This window comes from Blastococcus colisei, assembly GCF_006717095.1.
Classification (GTDB): Bacteria; Actinomycetota; Actinomycetes; order Mycobacteriales; family Geodermatophilaceae; genus Blastococcus_B; species Blastococcus_B colisei.
In genome coordinates, this window is sequence record NZ_VFQE01000001.1 from 3210798 (window position 1) to 3234669 (window position 23872).

Annotated in this window: 21 protein-coding genes and 1 tRNA gene; 10 read left to right on the forward strand and 12 right to left on the reverse strand. The window is 73.1% G+C overall.

Going from position 1 to position 23872, the window contains the following annotated elements:
* From FHU33_RS15270 to FHU33_RS15280, 3 genes are read right to left on the reverse strand one after another with little or no spacing between them, the layout of a single operon-like run.
* Positions 1–741 (reverse strand): zinc ribbon domain-containing protein, encoded by a 741-nt coding sequence (locus FHU33_RS15270; RefSeq protein WP_142026098.1) that lies wholly within the window; start codon positions 739–741, stop codon positions 1–3.
* 60 nt (positions 742–801) lie between these two features.
* Positions 802–1206 carry a hypothetical protein gene (locus FHU33_RS15275; protein WP_142026099.1) on the reverse strand — a complete coding sequence of 135 codons (405 nt, stop codon included), beginning with the start codon at positions 1204–1206 and terminating at the stop codon, positions 802–804.
* Complete coding sequence (locus tag FHU33_RS15280) at positions 1203–2996, reverse strand: carbon starvation CstA family protein (RefSeq protein WP_142026100.1); 1794 nt, start codon at positions 2994–2996, stop codon at positions 1203–1205. The genes FHU33_RS15275 and FHU33_RS15280 overlap by 4 nt, the downstream gene beginning before the upstream one ends.
* 77 nt (positions 2997–3073) lie before the next feature.
* On the opposite strand from FHU33_RS15280, the gene FHU33_RS15285 reads away from it, so the two are divergent.
* Positions 3074–3838, forward strand: coding sequence for a pyridoxamine 5'-phosphate oxidase family protein (locus FHU33_RS15285; protein ID WP_142026101.1), 765 nt, complete (start codon positions 3074–3076; stop codon positions 3836–3838).
* A gap of 7 nt (positions 3839–3845) precedes the next feature.
* Here FHU33_RS15285 and FHU33_RS15290 read toward each other — a convergent pair whose 3' ends face one another.
* The gene (locus FHU33_RS15290) at positions 3846–4661 is read right to left on the reverse strand and encodes a Nif3-like dinuclear metal center hexameric protein (protein WP_211355146.1); all 816 of its coding nucleotides are present in this window, start codon (positions 4659–4661) and stop codon (positions 3846–3848) included.
* Between the two features lie 141 nt (positions 4662–4802).
* Between FHU33_RS15290 and FHU33_RS15295 the strand changes: the two genes are divergently transcribed.
* From FHU33_RS15295 to FHU33_RS15310, 4 genes are all read left to right on the forward strand, one after another.
* Positions 4803–6767, forward strand: coding sequence for an FUSC family protein (locus FHU33_RS15295; protein ID WP_142026102.1), 1965 nt, complete (start codon positions 4803–4805; stop codon positions 6765–6767).
* 44 nt (positions 6768–6811) lie between these two features.
* Positions 6812–7777 carry an alpha/beta fold hydrolase gene (locus FHU33_RS15300; RefSeq protein WP_246063667.1) on the forward strand — a complete coding sequence of 322 codons (966 nt, stop codon included), beginning with the start codon at positions 6812–6814 and terminating at the stop codon, positions 7775–7777.
* Positions 7778–7933: 156 nt separating this feature from the next.
* On the forward strand, positions 7934–9445 hold the full coding sequence (locus FHU33_RS15305; protein ID WP_246063941.1) for a WS/DGAT/MGAT family O-acyltransferase: 1512 nt from the start codon (positions 7934–7936) through the stop codon (positions 9443–9445).
* Entirely contained in the window at positions 9442–10518 is a 1077-nt protein-coding gene (locus tag FHU33_RS15310; RefSeq protein ID WP_142026105.1) for an NAD-dependent epimerase/dehydratase family protein, read from the forward strand. The genes FHU33_RS15305 and FHU33_RS15310 overlap by 4 nt, the downstream gene beginning before the upstream one ends.
* On the opposite strand, the gene FHU33_RS15315 is transcribed toward FHU33_RS15310, so the two are convergent.
* Complete coding sequence (locus tag FHU33_RS15315) at positions 10519–11433, reverse strand: alpha/beta fold hydrolase (protein ID WP_142026106.1); 915 nt, start codon at positions 11431–11433, stop codon at positions 10519–10521.
* Positions 11434–11654: 221 nt separating this feature from the next.
* Here FHU33_RS15315 and FHU33_RS15320 point away from each other — a divergent pair, with 221 nt between their 5' ends.
* Both FHU33_RS15320 and FHU33_RS15325 read left to right on the forward strand, forming a co-directional pair.
* Positions 11655–12464, forward strand: coding sequence for an esterase/lipase family protein (locus FHU33_RS15320; protein ID WP_142026107.1), 810 nt, complete (start codon positions 11655–11657; stop codon positions 12462–12464).
* 58 nt (positions 12465–12522) lie between these two features.
* Entirely contained in the window at positions 12523–12711 is a 189-nt protein-coding gene (locus tag FHU33_RS15325; protein WP_142026108.1) for a hypothetical protein, read from the forward strand.
* 140 nt (positions 12712–12851) lie between these two features.
* Here the strand turns inward: FHU33_RS15325 and FHU33_RS15330 are convergent.
* The 3 genes from FHU33_RS15330 to FHU33_RS15340 form a co-directional block, all read right to left on the reverse strand.
* A tRNA-Val gene (locus tag FHU33_RS15330) sits at positions 12852–12923 on the reverse strand.
* A gap of 99 nt (positions 12924–13022) precedes the next feature.
* Positions 13023–13484, reverse strand: coding sequence for a peroxiredoxin (locus FHU33_RS15335; RefSeq protein ID WP_142026109.1), 462 nt, complete (start codon positions 13482–13484; stop codon positions 13023–13025).
* 15 nt (positions 13485–13499) lie between these two features.
* Positions 13500–13919 (reverse strand): DUF3052 domain-containing protein, encoded by a 420-nt coding sequence (locus FHU33_RS15340; protein WP_142026110.1) that lies wholly within the window; start codon positions 13917–13919, stop codon positions 13500–13502.
* Between the two features lie 449 nt (positions 13920–14368).
* Here FHU33_RS15340 and aceE point away from each other — a divergent pair, with 449 nt between their 5' ends.
* Positions 14369–17188: a pyruvate dehydrogenase (acetyl-transferring), homodimeric type gene (aceE, locus tag FHU33_RS15345; RefSeq protein WP_142026111.1), complete on the forward strand. Its 2820-nt coding sequence runs from the start codon at positions 14369–14371 to the stop codon at positions 17186–17188.
* A 119-nt stretch (positions 17189–17307) separates the two neighbouring features.
* Here the strand turns inward: aceE and FHU33_RS15350 are convergent, their stop codons facing one another.
* From FHU33_RS15350 to FHU33_RS15365, 4 genes are all read right to left on the reverse strand, one after another.
* Entirely contained in the window at positions 17308–18714 is a 1407-nt protein-coding gene (locus tag FHU33_RS15350; protein WP_142026112.1) for a GH1 family beta-glucosidase, read from the reverse strand.
* Between the two features lie 99 nt (positions 18715–18813).
* On the reverse strand, positions 18814–20019 hold the full coding sequence (locus tag FHU33_RS15355; RefSeq protein ID WP_142026113.1) for a M20 metallopeptidase family protein: 1206 nt from the start codon (positions 20017–20019) through the stop codon (positions 18814–18816).
* A 36-nt stretch (positions 20020–20055) separates the two neighbouring features.
* The gene (locus FHU33_RS15360; RefSeq protein WP_142026114.1) at positions 20056–20604 is read right to left on the reverse strand and encodes a pirin family protein; all 549 of its coding nucleotides are present in this window, start codon (positions 20602–20604) and stop codon (positions 20056–20058) included.
* Positions 20601–21296, reverse strand: coding sequence for a phosphatase PAP2 family protein (locus FHU33_RS15365; RefSeq protein WP_246063669.1), 696 nt, complete (start codon positions 21294–21296; stop codon positions 20601–20603). The genes FHU33_RS15360 and FHU33_RS15365 overlap by 4 nt, the downstream gene beginning before the upstream one ends.
* A gap of 56 nt (positions 21297–21352) precedes the next feature.
* On the opposite strand from FHU33_RS15365, the gene FHU33_RS15370 reads away from it, so the two are divergent.
* Positions 21353–22522 (forward strand): PucR family transcriptional regulator, encoded by a 1170-nt coding sequence (locus FHU33_RS15370; protein WP_246063671.1) that lies wholly within the window; start codon positions 21353–21355, stop codon positions 22520–22522.
* A gap of 138 nt (positions 22523–22660) precedes the next feature.
* Complete coding sequence (locus FHU33_RS15375) at positions 22661–23863, forward strand: acyltransferase domain-containing protein (RefSeq protein WP_142026116.1); 1203 nt, start codon at positions 22661–22663, stop codon at positions 23861–23863.
* The last annotated feature ends 9 nt before the right edge of the window (positions 23864–23872 follow it).

Below are 23872 nucleotides of genomic sequence, written 5' to 3' on the forward strand. Positions count from 1 at the left end.
TCACAGCCCGGACTCGGCGGTGCGCACCAGGATGCGGCCGCAGTTCTCGCAGCGCACGACCTCGTGCGGGTCGGCCTTGCGGACGGCGGCCAGCTCGTTGCCGTAGAGCTCGAGCCGGCAGCCCTGGCACGCCCGGGCCCGGAGCATGGCCGCGCCGGTGCTGCCGGTCTGCACGCGGATGCGGTCGTAGAACGAGAGCAGCGGCGCGGAGATGACCCCGGCGACCTCCGCCCGTGCGGCCTCGTGGCGCGCCGTGCCGTCGGCGATGTCGGCGAGCGCGCCGTCGCGCAGCTGCTCGGCCCGCTCCCGGTCCGCGCGCGCCTGCTCGAGGCCCTGCTGTGCGGCGCGGAGGGTGGCCTCGGCGTCCTCGAGGCGCTGCATGAGCTCGAGCTCCTGGTCCTCCAGATCGGACTGGCGACGCTTCAGCGACTCCAGCTCGTGCTGGAGGTTGGTCATCTCCTTGGGCGAGACGCTGCCGGAGTCCAGCAGCCGCTGGTCCTTGGTCTCCCGCGCCCGCACCGTCTCGACGTCGGACTCCAGGCGCTTCACCTCGCGGCCCAGGTCGCGCACCTCGGTCTCGGACCGGACGACGTCGGCGGACAGCGCCCGCTCGGCCTCCTCGGCCGCTGCCACGGCGGCGACCTCCGGCAGGTTCCGCTGCCGGTGCGCCAGCTGGGTCAGCGCAATGTCTTCAGCGGCAAGGTCCAGCAGCTTCTGCTGCTCGAAGTGGTCGGCCTTCACCCGGTCAACCTACCTGCGCCGGGTTCCCGCTCCGCCGGCCGCGACGGCCGACCGGGGCGGTCACCGGAGAGCGAGGTCCGCCTCCACCGCGGCCACCGCTTCCGCGGGCGCGGGCAGGCCCCCCGACGCCAGCACCGCGCCGTCGACGATCAGCGAGGACACCGCGAGCCCGGCCCGGACCGAGCGTCCCAGCGCCGCCCCCCGGAGGCCGCGCCGGCGGCCACCCCTGACCAGCTCCGGCACGAGCCACAGCCAGTTGGACGGCGAGACGATCTCGACGGCGACGTCGGCCGGCAGTGCCGCGCGGAGTTCGCGGTACACCGGACCGACGTCGTCGTCGGGGTCGTCGAGCCGCTCGTGGCAGTGCGAGCCGCCCTCGTCGAACGGCCGCACGTCGCCGCTGCAGCACCCACCGGACGCTGCGACGGCGCGCGGACCGCGGACGAGGACGACCCGCGAGCTCACTGCCGATCGCTCCCGGACGGTCCGCCCAGCGGACGGTCCGACGTGGCCACGTCCGGATTGGCCTTGGCCACCGCGTCGGGTTCCCCGCCGTCCGTCGTCACCCCGGCGGCCCGGTCGCGGAACGCCGAGCGCAGCGCGAGGGCGGCCTCCGCGATCAGCCAGACGGCCAGGACGAAGATGAGCGCGTCCAGCGGAGCGAGCACCCACTGGTCGGCCTCGATGAAGTTCCGCAGGTTCAGCACCAGCGCCCACGTCGTGACGATCATCAGGAACACCAGCGGGATGATCACCGCGACCGGGTTGCGGCCGCGTCGGGTCACCCACACCGCGATGACGGCCAGCGCGAGCCCGGCCGTGAGCTGGTTGGTGGTCCCGAACAGCTGCCACAGGACGCCGAACGTGTACCCGGCCTCACCGCCGCCCGGCAGCAGTGCCATGGCCAGCGGGATCACGACCGCGACGGTGGTGGCGACCGTGAGGTTGCGGGCCAGCACGCGCACCCTGATGAGTTCGCCGATCTCCTGGACGACGTAGCGCTGCAGGCGCACGCCGGTGTCCATGGTGGTCGCGGCGAAGCTGATCACGACGACGGCCGCGAAGATGGTGGCGAGGTCCAGCGGGATGCCGATGTTGTTGGCGAAGACGGCGACCCCGTTCACGAAGTTGCCCACCGCGCCCCCGGACGCGGTGGCGAAGTCGGGGTACAGCGCCTCCCAGTCCGCCTGCGAGGCGGCGACGCCGGCCGTCGCGGCCAGGACGGCGCCGGTGGCCAGCGAGCCCTCGCCGACCGCCCCCATGTAGCCGACGTAGCGCCCGTCGGTTTCCTTGTCCAGCTGCTTGGACGTCGTCCCCGACGAGACCAGCGAGTGGAAACCGGAGACCGCGCCGCAGGCCACGGTGATGAAGAGGAACGGGAAGAAGCTCGGGGAGCCCTCGGGCACGTCGTTGAGCACCGGCGCCTGGATCGTGTTCATGCCGACGATCAGGCCGAGGCCGATGATGCCGAGCGCGATGAACAGCTGGTGGCTGTTGATGTAGTCACGCGGCTGCAGCAGCATCCAGACCGGGATGCGCGAGGCGACCCAGGTGTAGACGAAGAGCAGGACGACCCAGACGTTGCGGGTCTGCTCGACGCCGAGCGCCTCGGCCAGCCCGTCGAGCGAGATCGGGAACGCGTTGCCGACGAGGATCAGCGCGTACAGCAGGATCACGCCGACGATCGACGGGATCAGCGCCGACGAGCGCGTCTTGTAGATGTACTGCCCGATCGCCATGGCCAACGGGATCTCCACGACGATCGGGATGACCGCGCCCGGGTTGGCCACGAACAGGTTGCCGATGACGACGGCGAACACCGCGTTCACCAGGGTCAGCAGGAAGAAGATGATCGCGAGGAACAGCATCCGCGCCCGGCCGTTGATGACCTCGCCGGCCAGGGTGCCGATGCTCTTGGCCTTGTGCCGCACCGAGACGGCGAGGGCGCCGAAGTCGTGGACGCCGGCGGCGAAGATGGTGCCGAGGACGATCCAGGTCAGCGCCGGGCCCCAGCCCCAGAAGACCGCGATGGCCGGGCCCACGATCGGGGCCGCACCGGCGACCGAGGTGAAGTGGTGGCCGAAGACCACGTGCTTGTTGGTCGGCACGAAGTCGATGCCGTCGTTGAACTGGTGCGCCGGCGTGACGTACGCCGGGTCGAGCGCGTACACCTTCTTGGCCAGGTAACTGGAGTAGTAGCGGTAGCCGAGGAAGAACAACACCCCGACCACGGCGGCCACGACGAACGCGGGCAAGGCAACTCCCAGATCCAGGGGCGGCACGATTGCCGCCGTCAGAGGCAGTAGACAACCAGGTAAGCGAGGTCACAAGGGTGCGGGAGTCGCTTCACTCAGCCGGTGTAGCCGAACTGTTATGGCGCACCGAGGACGGCCCTCCGGGCGCGACCGGCGTCGTCCCGCTGATGCTGGGTGGCCGGCCGGCCGTGGCGCTGCCCTGGGTGCACGCCGAGACGGCGCGTGCAGCGGCCGGCGCCGACACCGCCGCCCTGGTCCTCTCCGACCCGCGGCTGACCGGTTCGAACTGGGAGCCCCTCGCCGCCGTCGGTCGGCTCACGCTGCTCGAGGACGGCGACGGCAGCGTCTTCACCGAGTCCCTGCTCGACCAGGAACTGCGCAAGCACCCGCCGTCCCGGGTTCTCGCCGATTCGCACATGCTCCGCCGGGAGCACTGGTGGTACCTGCCGCGCCTGATCCTGGTGCTCGACGTCGACCGGGTCGCGCCGGTCGCCCGGCGTGAGGGGCCGGCCGACGCCGTCCTCGCGGTCGACGACGGCGGCCTGCAGATCGCGACGGTCCGGGTCGCCGACTGGTCGGCGTCACCGCTGGAGCTCCGCGGACCCGTGCCGGACGCCGAGGGACCGGCCGTGCTCATCGGCCAGGAGCTGTCGGTGCCCGACGTCGAGCGCTGGACGGTGCACACCACGACGGGGCGGTACGCCGGCGATCGGCTCTCCGACGTGCGGCCGGCCGGGAACCGCGACCTGGAACCGGTGCCGGGCCTCTTCGCCCGGGTGCGCCGCCAGCGTGCGCTGGAGCGGGGCTGCATCTCGGCGCTCCGGGCCGCCGGCCACGCGTGAGGGCGGATCAGGCTCCCGCGCGCCAGGTCCAGGGGTCAGTGCGCAGCTGCGACACGGCCACCTCCACCTGCCCCGCCAGGTCGCGGGAGAGCCGGTCGGCGGCCACCGGCAGCCAGGGCCACTCGGACGCGTAGTGCGCCACGTCGCAGAGGGCGGGGCCGTCGACCTCGCCGGCGTCCGACACGGGGTGGTGCTTGAGATCGCTGGTCAGCAGCACGTCGGCGCCGGCGGCTGCCGCCGCGGCGAGCAAGGATCCCCCGCTGCCGCCGCAGACCGCGACCCGGCGGATCACCCGGTCGGGATCGCCGGCCGCTCGCACGCCGCCGACCGTCGTCGGCAGGGCGGCGGCCACGTGCCCGGCGAAGGCACTCAGCGTCATCGGTTCCGGGAGCTCCCCCACCCGGCCCAGGCCGGCCCGCGGATCGGCCGTCGTGGGCTCCAGCGGCCGGGCGTCGAGCAGGCCCAGCACGTCGGCGAGCGCCGCGTTCACCCCCGACCCGGGAGCCCGGTCGGCGTTCGTGTGCGCGACGAACAGCCCGGCGCCGGCCCTGATCAGCCGGTGCACCAGCCGGCCCTTGAGGTCGTCGGCGGGCACGCCGTGCACGGGCGTGAGCAGCAGCGGATGGTGCGTGACCAGTAGATCGGCCCCGGTCCCGATCACCTCGTCGACCACGGCGGTGGTCGGGTCGACGGCGAACAGCACGCGGCCCACCGGCTCGTCCGGATCCCCGCAGACCAGGCCGACGGCGTCCCAGCTCTCGGCCAGCGCGGGGTCGTAGCGGGCGTCGAGCGCGGCGATCACCTCGCGCAGGGGCACTGGCACGGCTCCGGACTGTAGGTGCCCGCCGGTCCGGCGCCGGGAGGGGCGTCGGTGACAAGCTCTGGTCGTGACCGAGCTTGCGAGGTCACCGAGAAGCAGAGCAACCCCGGGCACGTGGCCGACGAGCGCCAGCGAGGAGGACACGTGAACGACCGCGGGCCCCGGCAGCGCGGCCTCCGGGCGCCCGCCTGGCTCGAGGAACTGGTCCGCACGACGCCTCCGCCGGTGCCCTGGCGCGACGTCGTCCGCTTCGCCGTCAGCGTGCCGGCGCCGCTGGCCGTCGCCGTGGCGGTCGAGGGCGGCGTCGCAGCCGGACCGACCCTCGCCGCCGGCGTCTTCGCGACCATGGGCTCGCTCGCCGGAAGCCTGGCCCCTCAGTCGGGCCCGCTGCGCGACCGCCTGCGGCGCACCGCCGCCGCCATCGGTTTCGGCGCCGTCGGCCTGCTCGTCGGCCAGTACGCCATCGGCGGCGGCTGGGAGCCGGTGGTCGTCATCGCCGCGATCTCCGCGGTGGCGGCGCTGATCAGCTCGGTGAACGCCGCGCTGTCCCTGGGCTCTCTGCAGCTCCTCGTCTACACCGCCCTCTCCTCCGGCCTGATCACGCAGCTGTCCCTGCCGGCGGAGGTCGGCTTCTTCTTCTGCGGAGCGGCCTGGGCCACGTCCACGACGCTCGTGCAGGCCCGCACCGAGGCCCTCGATCCCGACCGCGAGTCCGTGGCCGCCGTCTTCCGCAGCATCGCCGACCTGCTCGACGCCAGCGGCACCGAGCGGTCGGACGAGATCCGGCGGGGGCTCACCGCCTCGCTGAACGCCGCCTACGACCGCGTCATCCGCAGCCGCAGCCACTCCGCCGGGCGGATCAGGGAACTCTCCGAGCTCGCCGGCGTGCTCAACGCGGCCGCTCCCCTCGTCGAGGGTGCGGTCGCCGCTGCGCGGACCGGCGTCCCGGCCGATCCGCAGGACGTCACGGCCGTCCGCGCGCTGGCTGCGGCGCTCGAGGGGAACGCCGAGCTGACCGTGGAGCGGCCCCCGCCGCTCGAGGACGCACCGCCGGGCCGGCGCGCGGTGCGCCACGGGATCCGGCTGGTCTGGAACGTCGTCGGCGACCCCGAGGAGCGGGCCGGCGCCGCCGCCGAGCGCGCGGTGGTGCCCCTGCGGACCCGGCTGCGCGAGCTGTCCGACCGCACGCTCGCGAGCCCCGAGAGCCGCGGTTTCGCCGTCCGCCTGGCGCTGTGCATGACCGTCGCCGAGGTGGCCCGCCAGTACCTGCCGATCGAGCGCCCCTACTGGGTGCTGCTCACCGTGGCGATCGTCCTCAAGCCGGACTTCGGGTCGGTCTTCACCCGGGCGATCCAGCGCGGGGCGGGCACGCTGCTCGGCGTCCTCATCGGCTCGGCACTGCTGGCCGTCCTGCCGCGGAACGCCTGGGTGCTGGTCGCGATGGCCGGCTTCGCGGCGCTGCTTCCCTGGGCGCGGAACGCCAACTTCGGGCTCTTCAGCGTCTTCCAGACCCCGGTGATCATCCTGCTGCTGGAGCTCGCGCTGCCCGGTGGGCCCGGTCTGGTGGGTGCGCGGCTCACCGACACCCTCATCGGCTGCGCGATCGTGCTGGTCTTCGGCTACCTGCTCTGGCCGCAGACCTGGCGGGCACCGCTCGACGAGGCACTCCGCGCCGCCGCGCTCGCCCTCGACGCCTTCGTCGAGGCGGCGTTCACGGGCAGTCCGGCCGACCGGCGCCGCGCCCGCCGGCGCAACTACCGCGCGCTCACCGAGCTGCAGACCCAGCTCCAGCGCCGGCTCGCCGAGCCGCCGCCGATCAGCAACCGGGCCGCGGCCTGGTGGCCGGTCATCGTGCAGCTGGAGCGCACGTCGGACGCCGTCACCGCGGCCGTCATCGCCCAGCGGGAGGGCGAGCCCGCGCCCGACCTCGCCCAGGTGGCGGTGCTGCGCAAGGCGATCCGTCAGCTCGAGGAGGACGTGCGGGTCCACCGCGTCCCCGACGACGCCGAGATCCACGCCGACGGCGTGCTGGGCCCGGTGGCCCGCGAGGTGGACACCGCCCGGCGGCTGGTGCGCGAGAACGCCCCCGGACGGCGCGGCGGCGTCTGAGCCCCCGGTTGCGGCCCGCTGGATGCGGCCCTGGGATGAGCGGCGTGCCGTCCGACGTCCCGCCCCTGTCCCTGCCGAAGCCGACCGCTCCCCCGCCGCCGGGGTCCCGGACGGTGACCACCGACGACGGCGTCCCCCTGCACGTGGAGTTCGACGGCGCCGAGCGCGCGCCGGTCAGCGTCGTCTTCTCCCACGGGTTCACCGCGCGGCTGGCCGAGTGGCAGTTGCAGCGTGCCGCCCTCCGCGACCGGGCACGGTTGGTGCTCTGGGACCAGCGGGGGCACGGGCGCTCCGGGTGGACGCCGCTCACGAAGGCGACCATCGACCGCACCGGCCGGGATCTCGGGCAGGTGCTCGACGCCGCCGTGCCGGACGGCCCCGTCGTCCTGGCCGGGCACTCCATGGGCGGCATGAGCATCATGGCGCTGGCCCGGCAGCGACCCGAGCTGTTCGGCGACCGCGTCGTCGGGGTCTTCCTCCTCGCGACGTCGGCCGGCGGGCTGGTCGAGACCGGCCCGCTCGGGTTCGCGGTGAAGGGAATCCGCCGCCTCGGGTTGCTGCCGCTGTACCTGCGCCTCCTGCAACTCCTCGCGCCGCTGCTGGAGCGCTTCCGCCGACGCGGGACGGCAGTGGGCCGGCGGGCCATCCGCCGGCTCCTCTTCGGGCGGGACGACGCCGACCCGGCCAGCGTGCGACTGGTGCAGGAGATGCTCGAGGAGACACCCCTCCCCGTCACGATGGCCTTCTACGCGACCTTCCTCGACCACGACGAGACGGCGGCCCTCGAGGTCCTGCGCCGCGTGCCGGTGACCGTCGTCGCGGCCACCCACGACCGGCTCACCCCGGCACCGCACGGCCGCCGGATCGCGGAGACGATCGGCGGGAGCGCGGAGCTCGTCGTCGTCCCGGGCGCCGGACACAGCGTCAACCTCACCCGTACCCAGATCGTCGACGACGCGTTGAACGCCCTGATGGACCGCGTGGAGACCCGGCTGCGAAAGGCCGGTTGACCGGGCCACGCGCGGGGCAGTGCACTGTGGCGACCGCCACAGATCAGTTGTGCAGCAACTCAGCGACACGCTTGACTTCAGCGGCCACCCGACGACGTGACGGCCCCGGTCCGAGCACCGCGACCAGGGCGGCGAGGAGCAGAAGACGTGGACCGGATGAGCGCCCTCGATGCGAGCTTCTTCTACGCGGAGAGCGAGAACACCCCGATGCACGTGGGGTCGGTGGCCGTCTTCGACGGCCCCGCCCCCACCTACGGCGACGTCGTTCGGCTGATCCTGGGCAAGCTGCCGAAGGTGCCGAGGTACCGGCAGCGGGTGCGCCCGGTGCCCATGCAGCTCGGCCGGCCGCTGTGGGTGGACGACCCGCACTTCCAGATCCTGTACCACGTGCGGCACACCGCGGTGCCGAAGCCGGGCAGCGACGAGCAGCTGCGCAACCTGGCCGGACGCGTCCTGGGTCAGCGGCTGGACATGGCCAAGCCGCTCTGGGAGCTGTGGCTGGTCGAGGGCCTGGCCGACGACCGCTGGGCGCTGATCTCCAAGGTCCACCACTGCATGGTCGACGGCGTCGCCGGTACCGACCTGATGCAGCTGATGTTCGACCTGGACCCGGAGGCGACGCACGAGGCCGTCCAGGACTGGACGCCGCGGCGCAGCCCGTCCAGTCTCGAGATCATGGCCGGCTCGGTCACGGACAGCCTGACCAGCCCGATGCAGCAACTGGCCAACGCCCCGGCGATCGGCAGCCCGGTCCGGGCCGTCCAGGAGCTGGCCGCGTCCGGGAAGACGCTGGCCCGGACGGTGCCCTCCCTGGCGAAGCAGGCGATCACCCCCACCGCGCGGTCGCTCAACGGCCCGATCGGCCCGCACCGGCGCTGGGCCTGGACCGAGGGCAGGTTCGAGGAGTTCAAGGCCGTCCGGACGGCGTTCGGCGGCACGGTCAACGACGTCGTCCTCACCGCGATCACCGGCGGGTTCCGCGACCTGCTCAAGGGCCGCGGCGAGCTGTCGTCGGAGAAGCTCGTCGTCCGGTCGATGGTGCCGGTCTCGGTACGCCGCGAGAACCAGAAGGGCAGCCTCAACAACCAGGTCTCGGCGGTGTTCGTGGACCTGCCGGTCGGGCTGTCCGACCCCATCGACCGGCTCAGGTCCATCCGCGGGCAGATGGACGAGTACAAGCGCGCCATGCAGGCGGTCGACGCCAACTCGATCATCTCGATGGGCAACTTCGTGGCGCCGACGCTGCTGTCCATGGGCGTCCGGGCCGGACTCCAGGCCGGCCAGATGTGGTGCCAGGCGGTCACCACCAACGTGCCCGGTCCCCGGGTGCCCCTGTACGTCCTCGGCAAGCGCATGTGCAGCGCCACCGCGTACGTGCCGATCGCCGGCGGCACCCGCTGCTCGATCGGGATCTTCTCCTACCTGAACACGATGACGTTCGGGATCAACGCCGACTTCGACGGCTACCCCGACGTCGACGTCCTCTCGGGCGGCATCCGCCGCGGCATCGAGCAGCTCCTGGCGCTGGCGAAGAAGCAGACCCAGCAGGAGGTCCGGGCGGAGGCCGACGCGGACGCGGCGACGGGGCGGGCGGCCGCGGCACCGAGGAAGGCGCCGGCGAAGACCACCCGGCCGGCCAAGAAGACGACCACGGCAGCCGCTCGGTGAGCCCCGCGAAACGACGCGACGCCGGCGCCCTCGGCAGGGGGCCGCGCGGGCTCGACGAGCCCGATGACGCCGATCGGCAGCTCACCGTCGCCGTCACGGGGCCGACCGGCACGTTCGGCTCCGGCCTGGTGCCGCTGCTGCAGGACGACGACCGCATCGGCCGGATCATCGGCATCGCCCGGCGTCCGTTCGACCCGGCCGAGCGCGGCTGGACGAAGATGGAATACCGGCAGGGCGACGTCCGCGATCCCGAGGCGCTGCGGGCGGCGTTCGACGGCGTCGACGTCGTCGTGCACCTGGCGTTCCTGATCACCGGCAACGCCTCGCGCGAGACGACCCGGTCGATCAACGTCGACGGCACCCTCAACGTGTTCCGGGCGGCGGCCGCGGCGCAGGTCGACCGGTTCGTCTACGCCTCCTCGGTGGCGGCCTACGGCTTCCACGCCGACAACCCGGAGCGGATCGACGAGGAGTGGCCCACCCGCCCGGCGGCGCGGCTGTTCTACGCGCAGGAGAAGGCCGAGCTCGAGGAGCTGCTGGAGGAGGAGGCCGGCAAGCACCCGGAGCCGGCGCTGTTCCTGCTCCGGCCCCCGGTCGTGCTGGGGCCGAACGCGATCGGGGGCAAGGACGTGCTGCCCGGTCCGCTGGCACCGCTGGGCCGGAAGCTGTTCGGCCGTCCGCGGCGGCTACCCGTCCCCGTGCCGATGTTCGTGCCCCAGCTCCCGATGCAGTTCATCCACGAGGAGGACGTCGGCCGTGCCCTGGTGCAGTGCATCGTCGGTGCCGGTCCGCCGGGGGCCTACAACATCGCCGGTGACGGCATCCTGACCGCGGCGGACGTGGCCCGGGAGTTCGGCGCGCTGCCGATCCCCCTGCCGGCCGCGCCGGCGCAGGTGGCCGCCCGCGCGTTCTCCCGGCTGCCGTTCCTGCCCCCGGTGGCGGAATGGGTCGAGGCGGCCAGCCGGCCGGCGATCATGGACACCACGAAGGCACGGGAGCAGCTGGGCTGGCGACCGCGGTACAGCGGCCTGGAAGCCCTCCGGGACACCCTGCGGGATCAGCCCCGCACGTAGTCAGACGGCGGAACGAGCCTCGGCGGTCTCCTCCAGCCAGGCCAGGACGGCCTCGGCGACCCGGTCGGGCACCTGGAGCTGCGGCACGTGCCCGACGCCGGGCAGCTCCAGGTAGCGCCACCCGGGGTGCGTGCCGGCGACCTCACGGGCGGCGGCCACCGGGACGAGGCGGTCCGCGTCGCCCTGCACCATCAGCACGGGCACCCGGATCGAGGACATCGCCTCGCGGTACCGGCGCGGGTCGAGCAGCACCCGGACCAGCGACCGGGTCGCCGAGAGGAATGCCCTGTCCATCGCCGGGACGTCCTGCCGCTGCTCCACGAGGGCGAGCGACCTGTCGATGACCGATGGCGGCAGCGCATCGGGGTCGACCCCGCACAGCCGGAGCATGTCGCGGACCTGGCGCAACGGCGTCGAACGCTTGCGGCGCAGGGCCAGGAAGCGCTCCCCCACCCGCGGGATCGCGTAGGCGGCGAAGGTGGCCGCCACCAGCGGGTCCAGCGCCCGCCGCGGCCCGGGGACGGCGGCGTCGAGGAGGACCAGGCCGTCGACGGTCCGCGGCGAGGCGGCGGCCTGCAGGATGGAGATCATCCCGCCCATCGAGTTCCCCACCAGGACGGCGGGCGTGCCGGCCACCTCGGCCAGGAACCGGTCGAGCACCTGCACGTTGTCGTGGACCGTGGTGCGACGGTCCCCAGGTTCGCTGCGACCGAAGCCCGGCAGGTCCAGGGCCAGGACGCGGGCGTGGTCGCTGAGAAGCGGCGCGAACAGGTCCCAGTTCAGGTGGGAGCCCCCGAGCCCGTGCACGAGGACGACCGTGGGGGCGGCGTCCGGCCCGCCGAAGTCCACGTAGTGGACCGGACCTCCCAGGTCCACCGTCCTGCTCCGCCCGTACTGGTCGCGCTGCTCGGTCACCCCTGCATCCTTCCTCGCTCCGTCCGGCGAGGTGACATGCCCGTCGTGCGCCCGCCGAACCGCTCATCGGAGTCCGCCGTGTAGCAGCGGAACATGAACGGCTGATATGACCCAGAACACATTTGAGCAACATCTGCCCGCGCTCCCTGTCGACGGGGTGTGACCCAGGCCCCATCTTGGTACACGTCCGTACCAACGGAGGCCGGCACCAGGAGGACGAAGTGGCAGCACGACGAGACGGCGGGCCCGCACTCCCGCTCTACCTCACGGAGCCAGGCCGGGCCATGGGCGACTACGGGCTCTACCTGGCCGCCAAGCCCCTGATGTCCCGCCTCCCCCATGGCGACGGCCACCCCGTCCTGGTCCTGCCGGGCCTGCTCGCCGACGACATCTCCACCCGCGCGCTCCGCGCCGTGCTGCGGAAGCTCGGCTACGACGCGCACGGCTGGGGCCTGGGCCGCAACATCGGCCCGACGGCCAGCTGCGTGAAGGGCACCCGCGACCTCCTCGACCACCTCAGCGACAAGCACCAGCGGCCCGTCTCGCTGATCGGCTGGAGCCTCGGCGGGATCTTCGCCCGCGACCTCGCCCGCCGCTCTCCCGAGTCGGTCCGCCAGGTGGTCACCCTCGGCAGCCCGTTCCGCCTGGCCCGCCACAGCCAGAGCCGGGCGACGAAGGTCTTCGACCGCTACTCCCACCTGCACGTCGAGCACCGCACCCTGCCGCTGGAGTCTGAGACGACGCCGCTGCCGGTGCCGGCAACCTCGATCTACTCGCACTACGACGGGATCGTGCACTGGCAGACCTGCCTGGACACCCCCGGCGAGCGCTGCGAGAACATCGCCGTCATGGCCAGCCACCTGGGGCTGGGGCACCACCCGGCCTCGATCTGGGCGGTGGCCGACCGGCTGGCCCAGCGCGAGGGCTCCTGGAAGAAGTTCAAGGCGCCACTGTTCCTGCGCCCGGCGTTCCCGAAGCCCGCACAGCCCACGGCGGCCGACCCGGTCGCCGCGCACGGCACCGCCGCCTGACACTCCTCTCCGGGAGGCGGCCATGGGTGCGTGATCAGCCCCGACTACCGTGATGTCCATGCCGCTGATCTCGCACTGGGGCGGCCCACGCCACGGTGAGGTCGACGAGGTGCCCGCAGAGCAGCTCGTGTCCTCCGTCCTCGTCTACGACGGTCCCCGCTGGTTCGGCGTCTACGAGCGCTTCGAGCCCCGCCAGCTCCAGGAGACCCCCCGAGGTCCCGCAGAGGTCTGGGTCGTCCGCGAGTAGCCGCCCGCTCCGGGCTGCGAAACAACCGCGCGCCCGCGAGACGTGCACGGCGCCGAGATGCGCCTGGGACCGGTCACCCGCGCCGGATGACCGTTCTGGAGCTGACCTCGGTGAGGCGTGGTCCGGACGGCGGAACGGAGTGGGCGCGGCAGGGATCGAACCTGCGACCGCTCGCTTGTAAGGCGAGAGCTCTCCCGCTGAGCTACGCGCCCCGCGCGCCCAGGGTAGTAAGAGGACCCCGTCCCCCTCACCCCTCGAACGCTCGGGGTGAGCCTCTGGACGAGGCCAGGGCTACATCCCCGGGCCGCAAGTCAGGAGGTTAGCTTGCTGACGGCGTCCTTCCAGCCCGACTGCTCGCGGACGTCACCGGGCGAGTTGACCTCGGCGAAGGTGATCTTCCCGTCGGCGTCGACGAGGAAAGTGGCCCGCAGGGCCATGCCTGCCTTCTCGTTGAACGCGTCGTAGGCCTGAGCGGTGGCGCCGTGCGGCCAGAAGTCCGAGAGCAGGGCGAAGTCGAAGCCCTCCTTCTCGCGGAAGGCCTTGAGGCTGAAGACCGGGTCGGTGCTGATGGCCAGCACCCGCACGCCCGCGTCGGTATAGACCGACAGCTCGTCCCGCAGCTGGCACAGCTCGCCGGTGCACAGGCCGGAGAAGGCGAAGGGGTAGAAGACCAGCAGGGCCGGCGTCCCACGCAGCTCGGCGAGGGAGACGACCTGCCTGTCCTGGTCGGGGAGGCTGAACTCGGGTGCGACGTCGCCGACGGAGAGGCTCATGCCCCCGATCGTGCCTCAGCGCCGGGAGCGGGCGGCCTTCGGGGTGACGAGCCGGATGCCCGACCAGTCCTTGGCGGCGGAGATGCTGCTCGTCTGCGAGAGGCCGGCCGTGGGCGCGACCTCCGTGACGTCGCCGGGCTCGACGTGCCCGGGCCGGCCGGACTTGGGCACCAGCAGCCAGACGACGCCGTCGTCGGCCAGCGAGGTGATCGCGTCGGTCAGCGCATCGAAGAGGTCACCGTCGTCCTCGCGCCACCACAGCACGACGACGTCGGCCACCTCGTCGGTGTCCTCGTCGACCATCTCGCCGCCGGAGACCTCGATGATCGCGTCGCGCAGATCCTCGTCGGCGTCCTCGTCCCACCCGAGCTCCTGCACGACCATGCCCGGCTTGATGCCCAACCGGGCCGCCATGCCGGTGCTGTCGACGCTCATCCCTGCTGATCCTCCATGGAGTGGTCTGCTGCTGACCGGTCGTGGGGTGGATGGTGCCCTGTCGCGGCGCCGAGCGCGCGCGGACGCGTCACAGTCGCTGTTCCTCGTCGTCCCGACGAAGGAAGCAACCGCCGAGCCGGGCTGCACCGGCGATGTCGAGGGACAGGGCGCACGCGACGGACACGACCGGCGGGTGGCTTCCCCGCTGCCTGGTCATGTCACCCCTCTCGCTCTCTCCGACGTCCGCTGCCCGGATCGACTCCGGGTATGCGGTGCGGAACCCGTCACGCCGAGCCACCGCTGGCGGAAGCGTAGGGCATGACACGTCTGGCGCAAGCCGCCCGTAGCGGGCGACGACCCGTGGAGGACGATCAGCGGGAACGCACGACTCGGCACACAAGCGGCCGGTGGACGTGACGACGGTGGCCCCGACGGGAGACGATGGACACATGAGCGCACCGCAGCAGTCGGACGGCGACCCCGCCCGCGAAGCCGGCACGCCCCGCGCGGTCATCACCGACGGGCTGCCGAGCCAACTTCCCGACACCGATCCCGACGAGACGCAGGAGTGGCTGGACTCGCTCGACGCCGTCGTCGACAACGCCGGCCGCGAACGCGCCCGGTACGTGATGCTCCGGCTGCTCGAGCGCAGCCGCGAGCAGCAGGTCGGCGTGCCGGGCCTGCGCAGCACCGACTACATCAACACGATCGCGCCCTCCCGCGAGCCGTGGTTCCCCGGTGACGAGCACGTCGAGCGCCGCATCCGCGCCTACATCCGCTGGAACGCCGCGATCATGGTGCACCGCGCGCAGCGGCCGGGGATCGCCGTCGGCGGGCACATCTCCTCCTACGCCAGCTCCGCCTCGCTCTACGAGGTCGGCTTCAACCACTTCTTCCGCGGCAAGGACCACCCGGGCGGCGGCGACCAGATCTGGTTCCAGGGTCACGCCTCTCCCGGCATCTACGCGCGCGCCTACCTCGAGGGCCGGCTGAGCGAGCAGCAGCTCGACGGCTTCCGCCAGGAGGTCAGCCACCCCGGAGGCGGACTGTCCTCCTACCCGCACCCGCGGCTGATGCCGGACTTCTGGGAGTTCCCCACCGTCTCCATGGGCCTGGGCCCGCTCAACGCGATCTACCAGGCCCGGTTCAACCGCTACCTGCACGACCGCGGCGTCAAGGACACCTCCGACCAGCACGTCTGGGCGTTCCTGGGCGACGGCGAGATGGACGAGCCGGAGTCGCTCGGCGCGATCGGCCTGGCCGCCCGCGAGGAGCTGGACAACCTCACGTTCGTCATCAACTGCAACCTGCAGCGGCTCGACGGCCCGGTCCGCGGCAACGGCAAGATCATCCAGGAGATGGAGTCGTTCTTCCGAGGCGCGGGCTGGAACGTCATCAAGGTCATCTGGGGCCGGGAGTGGGACGCGCTGCTGTCCGCCGACCGCGACGGCGCCCTGGTCAACCTGATGAATCAGACGCCCGACGGCGACTACCAGACCTACAAGGCCGAGGACGGCGCCTACGTCCGCGAGCACTTCTTCGGGCGCGACCCGCGGACCCGCAAGCTCGTGGAGAACATGAGCGACAAGGAGATCTGGAACCTCTCCCGCGGCGGGCACGACTACCGCAAGGTCTATGCGGCGTTCAAGGCGGCACAGGAGCACAAGGGTCAGCCCACGGTCATCCTCGCCAAGACCATCAAGGGCTGGACGCTGGGCAGCCACTTCGAGGGCCGCAACTCCACCCACCAGATGAAGAAGCTGACCGCCGAGGATCTCGCCGCCTTCCGCGACCGGCTCTACCTCGACATCCCCGACTCGGCGCTCGACAAGACCCTGCCGCCGTACTACAGGCCGGAGCCGGGGTCCGACGAGCTGGAGTACATGCTCGAGCGGCGCCGTCAGCTGGGCGGCGCGGTCCCGCGGCGCCGCTCGGAGGCCAAGCTGCTCAAGGCCCCCGAGGACAAGGCGCTCGAGGTCCTGCGCCGGGGTTCCGGCAAGCAGGAGGTGGCGACGACGATGGCGTTCGTCCGCCTGCTGAAGGAGCTGCTCAAGGACAAGGAGCTCGGCCCGCGCTTCGTGCCGATCATCCCGGACGAGGCCCGCACGTTCGGCCTCGATTCGCTCTTCTCGAGCCACAAGATCTACAACCCGGCCGGCCAGCGCTACACCTCGGTCGACCGCGAGCTGATGCTGGCCTACAAGGAGTCCGAGCAGGGCGTGATCCTGCACGAGGGCATCAACGAGGCCGGCTCCACCGCGTCGTTCACCGCCGTCGGCACCTCGTACTCCACGCACGGCGAGCCGATGATCCCGATCTACATCTTCTACTCGATGTTCGGGTTCCAGCGGACCGGTGACGGTTTCTGGGCGGCCGCCGACCAGATGACGCGCGGCTTCATCCTGGGCGCCACCGCCGGGCGGACGACGCTCAACGGCGAGGGCCTCCAGCACGAGGACGGGCACTCGCTGCTGCTCGCCCACACCAACCCCGCGGTGGTGTCCTACGACCCGGCGTTCTCCTTCGAGGTCGCCCACATCACCCGGGACGCCCTCGTGCGGATGTACGGCGACGACCCGGGCGCCCCGCTCGGCGGGCACCGCTCCCCCGACGTCATGTACTACCTGACGGTCTACAACGAGCCGTTCGTGCAGCCGGCCGAGCCGGAGGACCTCGACGTCCAGGGTGTGCTGGCGGGCATGTACCGCTACGCCGAGGGGCCGCAGAGCGCTGCTGACGGAGCCCACCCACCCAAGGCGCAGGTGCTCGCCTCGGGTGTCGCGGTGCCGTGGGCGCTGCGGGCACAGGAGCTGCTGGCCAACGACTGGAACGTCTCCGCCGACGTCTGGTCGGTGACCTCGTGGGGCGAGCTGCGCCGCCAGGCCGACGCGGTGGCCGAGCACAACCTCCTGCACCCCGAGGAGGACCCGCAGGTCCCCTACGTCACCTCGCGGCTGCAGGACGCCGAGGGCCCGGTCATCGCGGTGTCTGACTGGATGCGCGCGGTTCCCGACCTGATCGCGCCGTACGCGCCGCACGGGCTGCACTCGCTGGGCACCGACGGGTTCGGTCTCTCCGACACCCGCCCGGCGCTGCGCCGGCACTTCCACGTGGACGCCGAGACGATCGTCGTCCGCACGCTGGCCTCGCTGGCCGACTGGGGTCATGTGGACCGCTCGGTCGTGCGGCAGGCGGTGGAGAAGTACCAGGTCCGCGACGTGCAGGCGGCGCCGACGGACGAGCGTTCGGACCCCAGCCCGGCCACCTGACCCCAGGCATAGGAACCTATACGTGCGGAATGGAGCCCATGCCGCATGTATAGGTTCCTATGCCCGACGACGTGAGAGAGCGGGCGGCGGCGCAGACCCTTGCGCCGCCGAACCCCCGCTCAGCCTTCTTGCGCCTGCCGGTGGCGACGGAGGAGGTCGGCGTACACGCGGGCGCTGTCCTTGAGGATGCGCTGCTGGGTCGCGTAGTCGACGTGCACCAGCCCGAACCGCTGCTCGTAGCCCCGCGCCCACTCGAAGTTGTCCAGCAGCGACCAGGCGAAGTAGCCGCGGACGTCGGCGCCCTGGTCCATGGCCGTGCTCATCGCGTCGAGGTGACGGAGCAGGAAGTCGGTGCGCTCCGGATCGTGCACGGCCCCGTCGTCGGAGATCTCGTCGGGCCATGCGGACCCGTTCTCGGTCACCACCAGCGGCAGGTCCGGCGCCTGGTCGCGCAGCCACAGCAGCAGCCGGGTGAACGCCTCGGGGCTGACGCCCCAGCCCATCGACGTCGTCGGGCCCGTCGGGTCGAGGTCGACCACGTCCTCGCCGCCGATGAACGACGTCGGCGGCTTGTCGGCGGGGCGTGCGCCGGCCCGCACGGTCTGCTCGAAGTAGTAGTTCACGCCCAGCCACTCGATCGGGGCAGCGATCACCGCGAGGTCCCCGTCCTCGACCGGCAGGGGCGCCCCGGCCGCGGCGAGGTCGGCCTCGACGTCGGCGGGGTAGGCGCCGCGGACGATCGGCTCGAGGAACATGCGGTTCTGCTGGCCGTCCAGGCGCCGGGCCGCGTCGACGTCCTCGGGCCGGTCGCTCGCCGGCGTCATCGGCGTGAAGTTGAGGGTGACGCCGAGGTGGTCGGCGCCCCTGTCGCGCAGGACCTGGGTGGCCAGTCCGTGCCCCAGCAGCAGGTGGTGCACCGCCCGGGCCGCCGAGACGGGGTTGCGCACGCCCGGTGCGTGCTCGCCGGACTGGTGCCCGAGCAGCGCGCTGACCATCGGCTCGTTCAGCGTCGACCAGTGCCGGACGCGGTCCCCGAGCGCGTCGTGGACGATTCCGGCGTAGTCGGCGAAACGGGCCGAGGTGTCCCGCGCGGTCCAGCCGCCCTGTTCCTGCAATGCCTGCGGGAGGTCCCAGTGGTAGAGCGTGAGCCACGGGTCGACGCCGGCGGCGAGGAGCTCGTCGACCAGCCGGCGGTAGAAGTCCAGGCCGCGCTGCTCCACCCGGCCGGCACCCTCGGGCAGCACCCGCGACCAGGCGACGGAGAACCGGTAGGCCGACAGCCCGAGCTCGACCATCAGCGCGACGTCGTCCCGGTAGCGGGTGTAGTGCTCGACGGCGACGTCGCCGGTGTCGCCCCGGAAGGTCCGGCCCGGCGTGTGGCTGAAGGTGTCCCAGATGGAGGGGCCCCGTCCGTCCGCGTCGACCGCACCCTCGATCTGGTAGGCGGCCGTGGCCGCACCGAAGACGAAGTCCGGCGGGAAGGTCAGCCCGGCGGCGAGGTCGGGCCGGCCGTCGGTCGAGGTCATGCGCGCTCCTTCACAAGGACGAACGACGCCGGCGGAGGCCCGCGGCGAGGGATGACGACGTTCTCACGGGCCCTCCGCCGACCCCGCGAGCCGTGCGGCTCAGCCGGCGAGCGCCCGCATCGCCATCTGCGCGTACAGCGCCACCCCGGCCGGCAGCGGCTCCTCGTCGAAGACGACCAGGTTGGAGTGGTTGGCCGGCGCGGTCGCCGGGTCCAGTCCCGGGGGGCACGCCCCCAGCCAGGCCATCGCGCCGGGCACCCGCTGCAGCACGTAGGAGAAGTCCTCGGCGCCCATCAGCGGCGCCGGCGCGAGCGTGCTCGCCCGCTCCCCCAGCAGCTCGGCCGCCACCTCCAGCACCGTGGCCGCCGCGGCCGGGTCGTTGACCGTGACCGGGTAGCCCTCCTCGTGCTCGAACTCGACCTCGAGGCCGTGCGCCGCGCCGATGTTCACGGCGACCCGCCGTACAGCGGCGAGCACCTCCGCGCGGTTCCTCGCCGAGAGCGTCCGGATCGTCCCCTCGAGGAACGCCGTGTCGGGGATGACGTTGTTGGTCGTACCGGCCTCGATGTGCGCGACGGTGACGACGGCCGGGTCGAAGACGTCGACCCTCCGGGTCACCATCGACTGGAGGGCCAGGACGATCTCGGCAGCCACCGGGATGGGGTCGGCCGCGGCGGACGGGTCGGACGCGTGACCGCCCCGGCCGCGGACGGTCATCCGCCACGTGTCGCCGGCGGCCATCATCGGTCCGGGCCGCACGTGCACGCTCCCGCTGGGCAGGGTCGAGAAGACGTGCAGCGCGAACGCGCCGCTGACCGGCGCTCCGGGGACGACGTCGAGCAGCCCCTCCTCGAGCATGTAGCGGGCGCCGTGGAACCCCTCCTCGCCCGGCTGGACCATGAAGACGACCTGGCCGGTCAGCTCGTCACGCCGCTCGGCCAGCAGGCGAGCGGCGCCGAGCAGCATCGCCACGTGCGTGTCGTGCCCGCACGCGTGCATGGCGCCGGGGTGCTCGGAGGCGAAGGGCAGCCCGCTGTCCTCCTGCACCGGGAGCCCGTCCATGTCGGCACGCAGCAGGTGGGTGGGGCCGGGTCGCCCGCCGCGGAGCACGGCGACCACCGAACTGGTCGACGTCCCCGTGGTGATCTCGACGGGCAGATCGGCGAAGGCCCCGAGCACCAGCTCCTGGGTGAGCGGCAGGTGCAGGCCGATCTCGGGACGGCGGTGCAGCCGGCGGCGCAGGTCGATGGTGCGGTCGGCGTCGTTGTAGGCGGCGGAGAGCAGATCCGCGGCACTGGTCGGCATGCGGCCCACTCTCTCGCAACCGGTCTCCGGGCGCCGTCAGCCCCTCGCCCACGCCGGACGGTCGGTGTCCAGCTGCCAGACCAGCAGCACACCCGGGCCGGTCACCCGGCGGCCGGTCTGCTGCTCGACGACGACGCCGTCCACCCCCCGCACCACGAGCAGCCCGGCCGGCACGCGGACCGACTCCCCGGGGGCGGCCCGGCCGAGCCAGAGGCGGGCGTCGTCCCGGCCCAGGTCCACCCAGCCCGAGGCCGCGCGGTGCACGTCGTGGGCAGGGGCGGCGGCCGGGTCGGCGCTGCGCAGGTAGCACTGCAGCACCCGCACGCCGTCGGGCCCGGCCACCTCGTCGTGCTCCAGCCCCGTGCCGGCCCGCAGCACGGCGACGTCCCCGGCGGCCAGCTCCGCGCCGCCGGCCCAGCGGTGCCGCAGCGACCCGGAGAGGACGACCGCCACGACGTCGACCGCCCGGTGCACGTGGCGGCCGTACCCGGCGTGCGGATCGAGCCGGTCGTCGGCGAGGCGCAGCAGCGGGCCGAGCGACCCGTCCTCCGGCGCCAGGACGACGCGCTGGTCGACTCCGGTCACCGGAGGGCCGCCCGGCCACCGGGGAGGGCCCCGAAGAGCAACGCGGTCCCGAGCGTCCACGCCAACCCGAACGACCAGCCGCCCAGGACGTCGGACAGGTAGTGCACGCCCAGCCACATGCGCGTGAAGCCGACGAGCAGGACGATCCCGGCACCGGCGACGAGGGACCAGCGCCGGGCACGGGCGCGCAGCAGCGGCCAGGCCAGCACCAGGGCGACCGCGACGAGGGCGGCGATGCCCGCCGAGTGACCACTGGGGTAACTCAGCGACTCGTACCGCGCACCCCCCTCGTCGAAGGCCGGCCGGACCCGCCCGACGTACTCCTTCAGGACGGTCGTCAGCGGGCCCACCAGGACGACGGCGGTGACCAGCCACGCCGCCGTCCACCAGCTGCGCTGCAGGAGCAGCCAGAGGAGCACCGGCAGGAACACGAGATACCGCACCCACGACACGCCCGGAGCGGTCAGCACCTCCAGCAGCCCGTCGAGGCCGGCGGCCCGGCCGTCCCCGGCGTACATCGCCTCGCTGACCGCCGCGTCCACGCGCAGGAGCGGCGCGACGTCGCTCCAGACGGCCGCGCCGAGCAGGGCGAGCACGACCAGGCACAGCGCGGTGCTCACCCAGGCGACACGGACCGTGCCGGCGGTACGCGTCCGGGTGAGGGCGACGGCGCCGTCCGGGGGAACCTCCACCGCCCCACTCTCCCCGACGGCGCGCACCGTGACACGCTGGCCCGGTGAGGAGCCGGGTGACCGACCGCCCGCCGACCGAGGCCACGATCCGTCGGCTGGAGCGCTCCTCCGGCGCGCTCGCGACCCGCGCCGTGGCCCGGATGGACGACCAGCTCCCCTGGTTCCGGGCCATGCCCGCCGACCGCCGGTCGTGGGTGACCCTCGTGGCGCAGGCCGGGATCGCCTCCCTGGTGGAGTGGTGCCGCAACCCCGGACGCCCGCCACGGCTCACCGGCGACGTCTTCGGCGCGGCACCCCGCGAGCTCGTCCGCGTGGTCGCGCTCAAGCAGACCGTCGACCTCATCCAGGTCGTGGTCGACGTGCTGGAGGATCACGTCGCCTCGGTCGCCGAACCCGGTGACGAGGAGGCCCTCCACCTCGCCGTCCTGCAGTTCAGCCGCGAGGTCGCCTTCGCCACCGCCCACGTCTACGCCAGCTTCGCCGAGAACCGCGGTGCCTGGGACGCACGGCTGGAAGCGCTGGTCGTGGACGCGCTGGTCCGGGGCGAGCGGTCCGAGGAGCTCTCCGGGCGGGCCGCCGCGCTGGGCTGGGCGACGAGCACCCCCGTCCTCGTCCTCGTGGGCCCGACCCCGACCGGCGAGGACGATCCGCACGCCGCCGTCCGCCGCGCTGCCCGGTCGTTGGGCAGCGAGGTCCTCGTCGGCGTGCATGCCGAGCAGCTGGTCGTCGTCCTGGGGCGCAGCGACGACCTCGACGAGGTGGCGGAACGGGTCAGCGACGAGTTCGGCGAGGGGCCGGTGGTCACCGGGCCGGTGGTGGACGGGCTCGGCCGGGCCGGTGAGTCCGCGGCGGCCGCGCTCGCGGCGCTGCGGGCCGCGCGGGCCTGGCCCGAGGCGCCCCGCCCCGTGGCCGCCGACGCGCTGCTGGCCGAACGGGCCCTGGACGGCGACCCCCTGGCCCGTGCCGCGCTCTACGAGCGGGTGGCCGCCCCGCTCCGGGCCGCCGGCGGAGAGGTGCTCGAGACCGTGCGGGCGGTGCTGAGCAGCGGCGGGAACCTGGAGGCCAGCGCCCGCGCGATCTTCGTGCACCCGAACACGGTGCGATACCGCCTGAAGCGGGCCGCCGAGATCACCGGTGTCTCGGCCACCGATCCCCGCGGCAGCTGGACGCTGCAGGTCGCCCTCGCGCTCGCGGAGCTGGACCGCGAGCGGTCGCTCTGGCATTGATGGGGTGTTTCCCACGAGTCGCGGCGGTGAACGGGCCGTTGCAGGCCGCGAGTCTTGGAGGGTTCCTACAAAGATCACCGGTGTCCTTTCGTGGCGAACGCAGCCGCGCGCCCGGATGATCACTGGCACGGTGAAGGGGTGCTGGCCGTACTCGCTCCCGGACAGGGCGCGCAGAAACCCGGAATGCTCACCGACTGGCTCGACCTCCCCGGCGCCGAGTCCTTCTTCCGCTGGGCCGGCGCGATCGCCGATGCCGATCTCCTGACCCTCGGCACGACCGGCGACGCCGAGGCGATCAAGGACACCGCGGTCACCCAGCCGCTGGTCGTGGCGATGAGCCTCTTCGTCGCCCGCGAGCTCGGCGGCCTGCCCGGTCCGGTGAACCACAGCCCGCACGCCGGCCGCGACGTCGTCATCACCGGGCACAGCGTCGGCGAGCTGACCGCGGCCGCGCTGGCCGGCGTCCTCTCCGTCGAGGCCGCGATCGCCCTGACCGCCGTCCGGGGCCGGGCGATGGCCGCGGCCTGCGCGCAGACGCCGACCGGCATGTCCGCCGTCCTGGGTGGCGAGCCGGACGACGTGCTGGCCGCGATCGAGAAGCACGGCCTCACCCCGGCCAACATGAACGGCGGCGGGCAGATCGTGGCCGCCGGTGCGCTCGACGGCCTGGCCGCCCTCAAGGCGGACCCGCCCGCGAAGGCCCGGATCATGCCGCTGTCGGTCGCCGGCGCCTTCCACACCGAGTACATGGCCCCGGCACGCACCGAGCTCGAGGGCCTGATCGACGGGCTGACCCCGGCCGAGCCGAGCCGCCTCCTGCTCTCCAACGCCGACGGCCACGCGGTGCCCACGGGCGCCGGGACGGTGTCCCGGCTGGTCAGCCAGGTGACCAGCCCGGTGCGCTTCGACGCCTGCCTGGCCACCATGCGGGAACTCGGCGTCACCGCCGTCATCGAGCTGCCGCCGGCCGGCGCGCTGGCCGGGCTGGCGAAGCGGGAGTGGAAGGGTGCCGGGATCGAGATCCTCGCGCTGACGAGCCCCGCCGACCTCGACCGCGCCCGCGAGCTCATCGCCGCCGAGCGCGGCCGCACCGAGGCCGAGCACCTGCCCGACTGGCGGGTCGTCGTCTCCCCCGTGCGCGGCACGGTCAGCCCGGCCGAGGTCGCCGAGGGCACGCATCTGCCCGCCGGGACGCCGCTGGGCCTGGTGCGCAGTCGTCGCGACGAGGTTCATGTCTCCGCGGGCTACGACGGGGTATTGGCGGAGTGGCTCGTCCACGAAGGCGATCTCGTGGACGCCGGTGATCCGATCGCCCGCCTCTACCCGGAGGCGTCGTCGTGAGCGAACGCG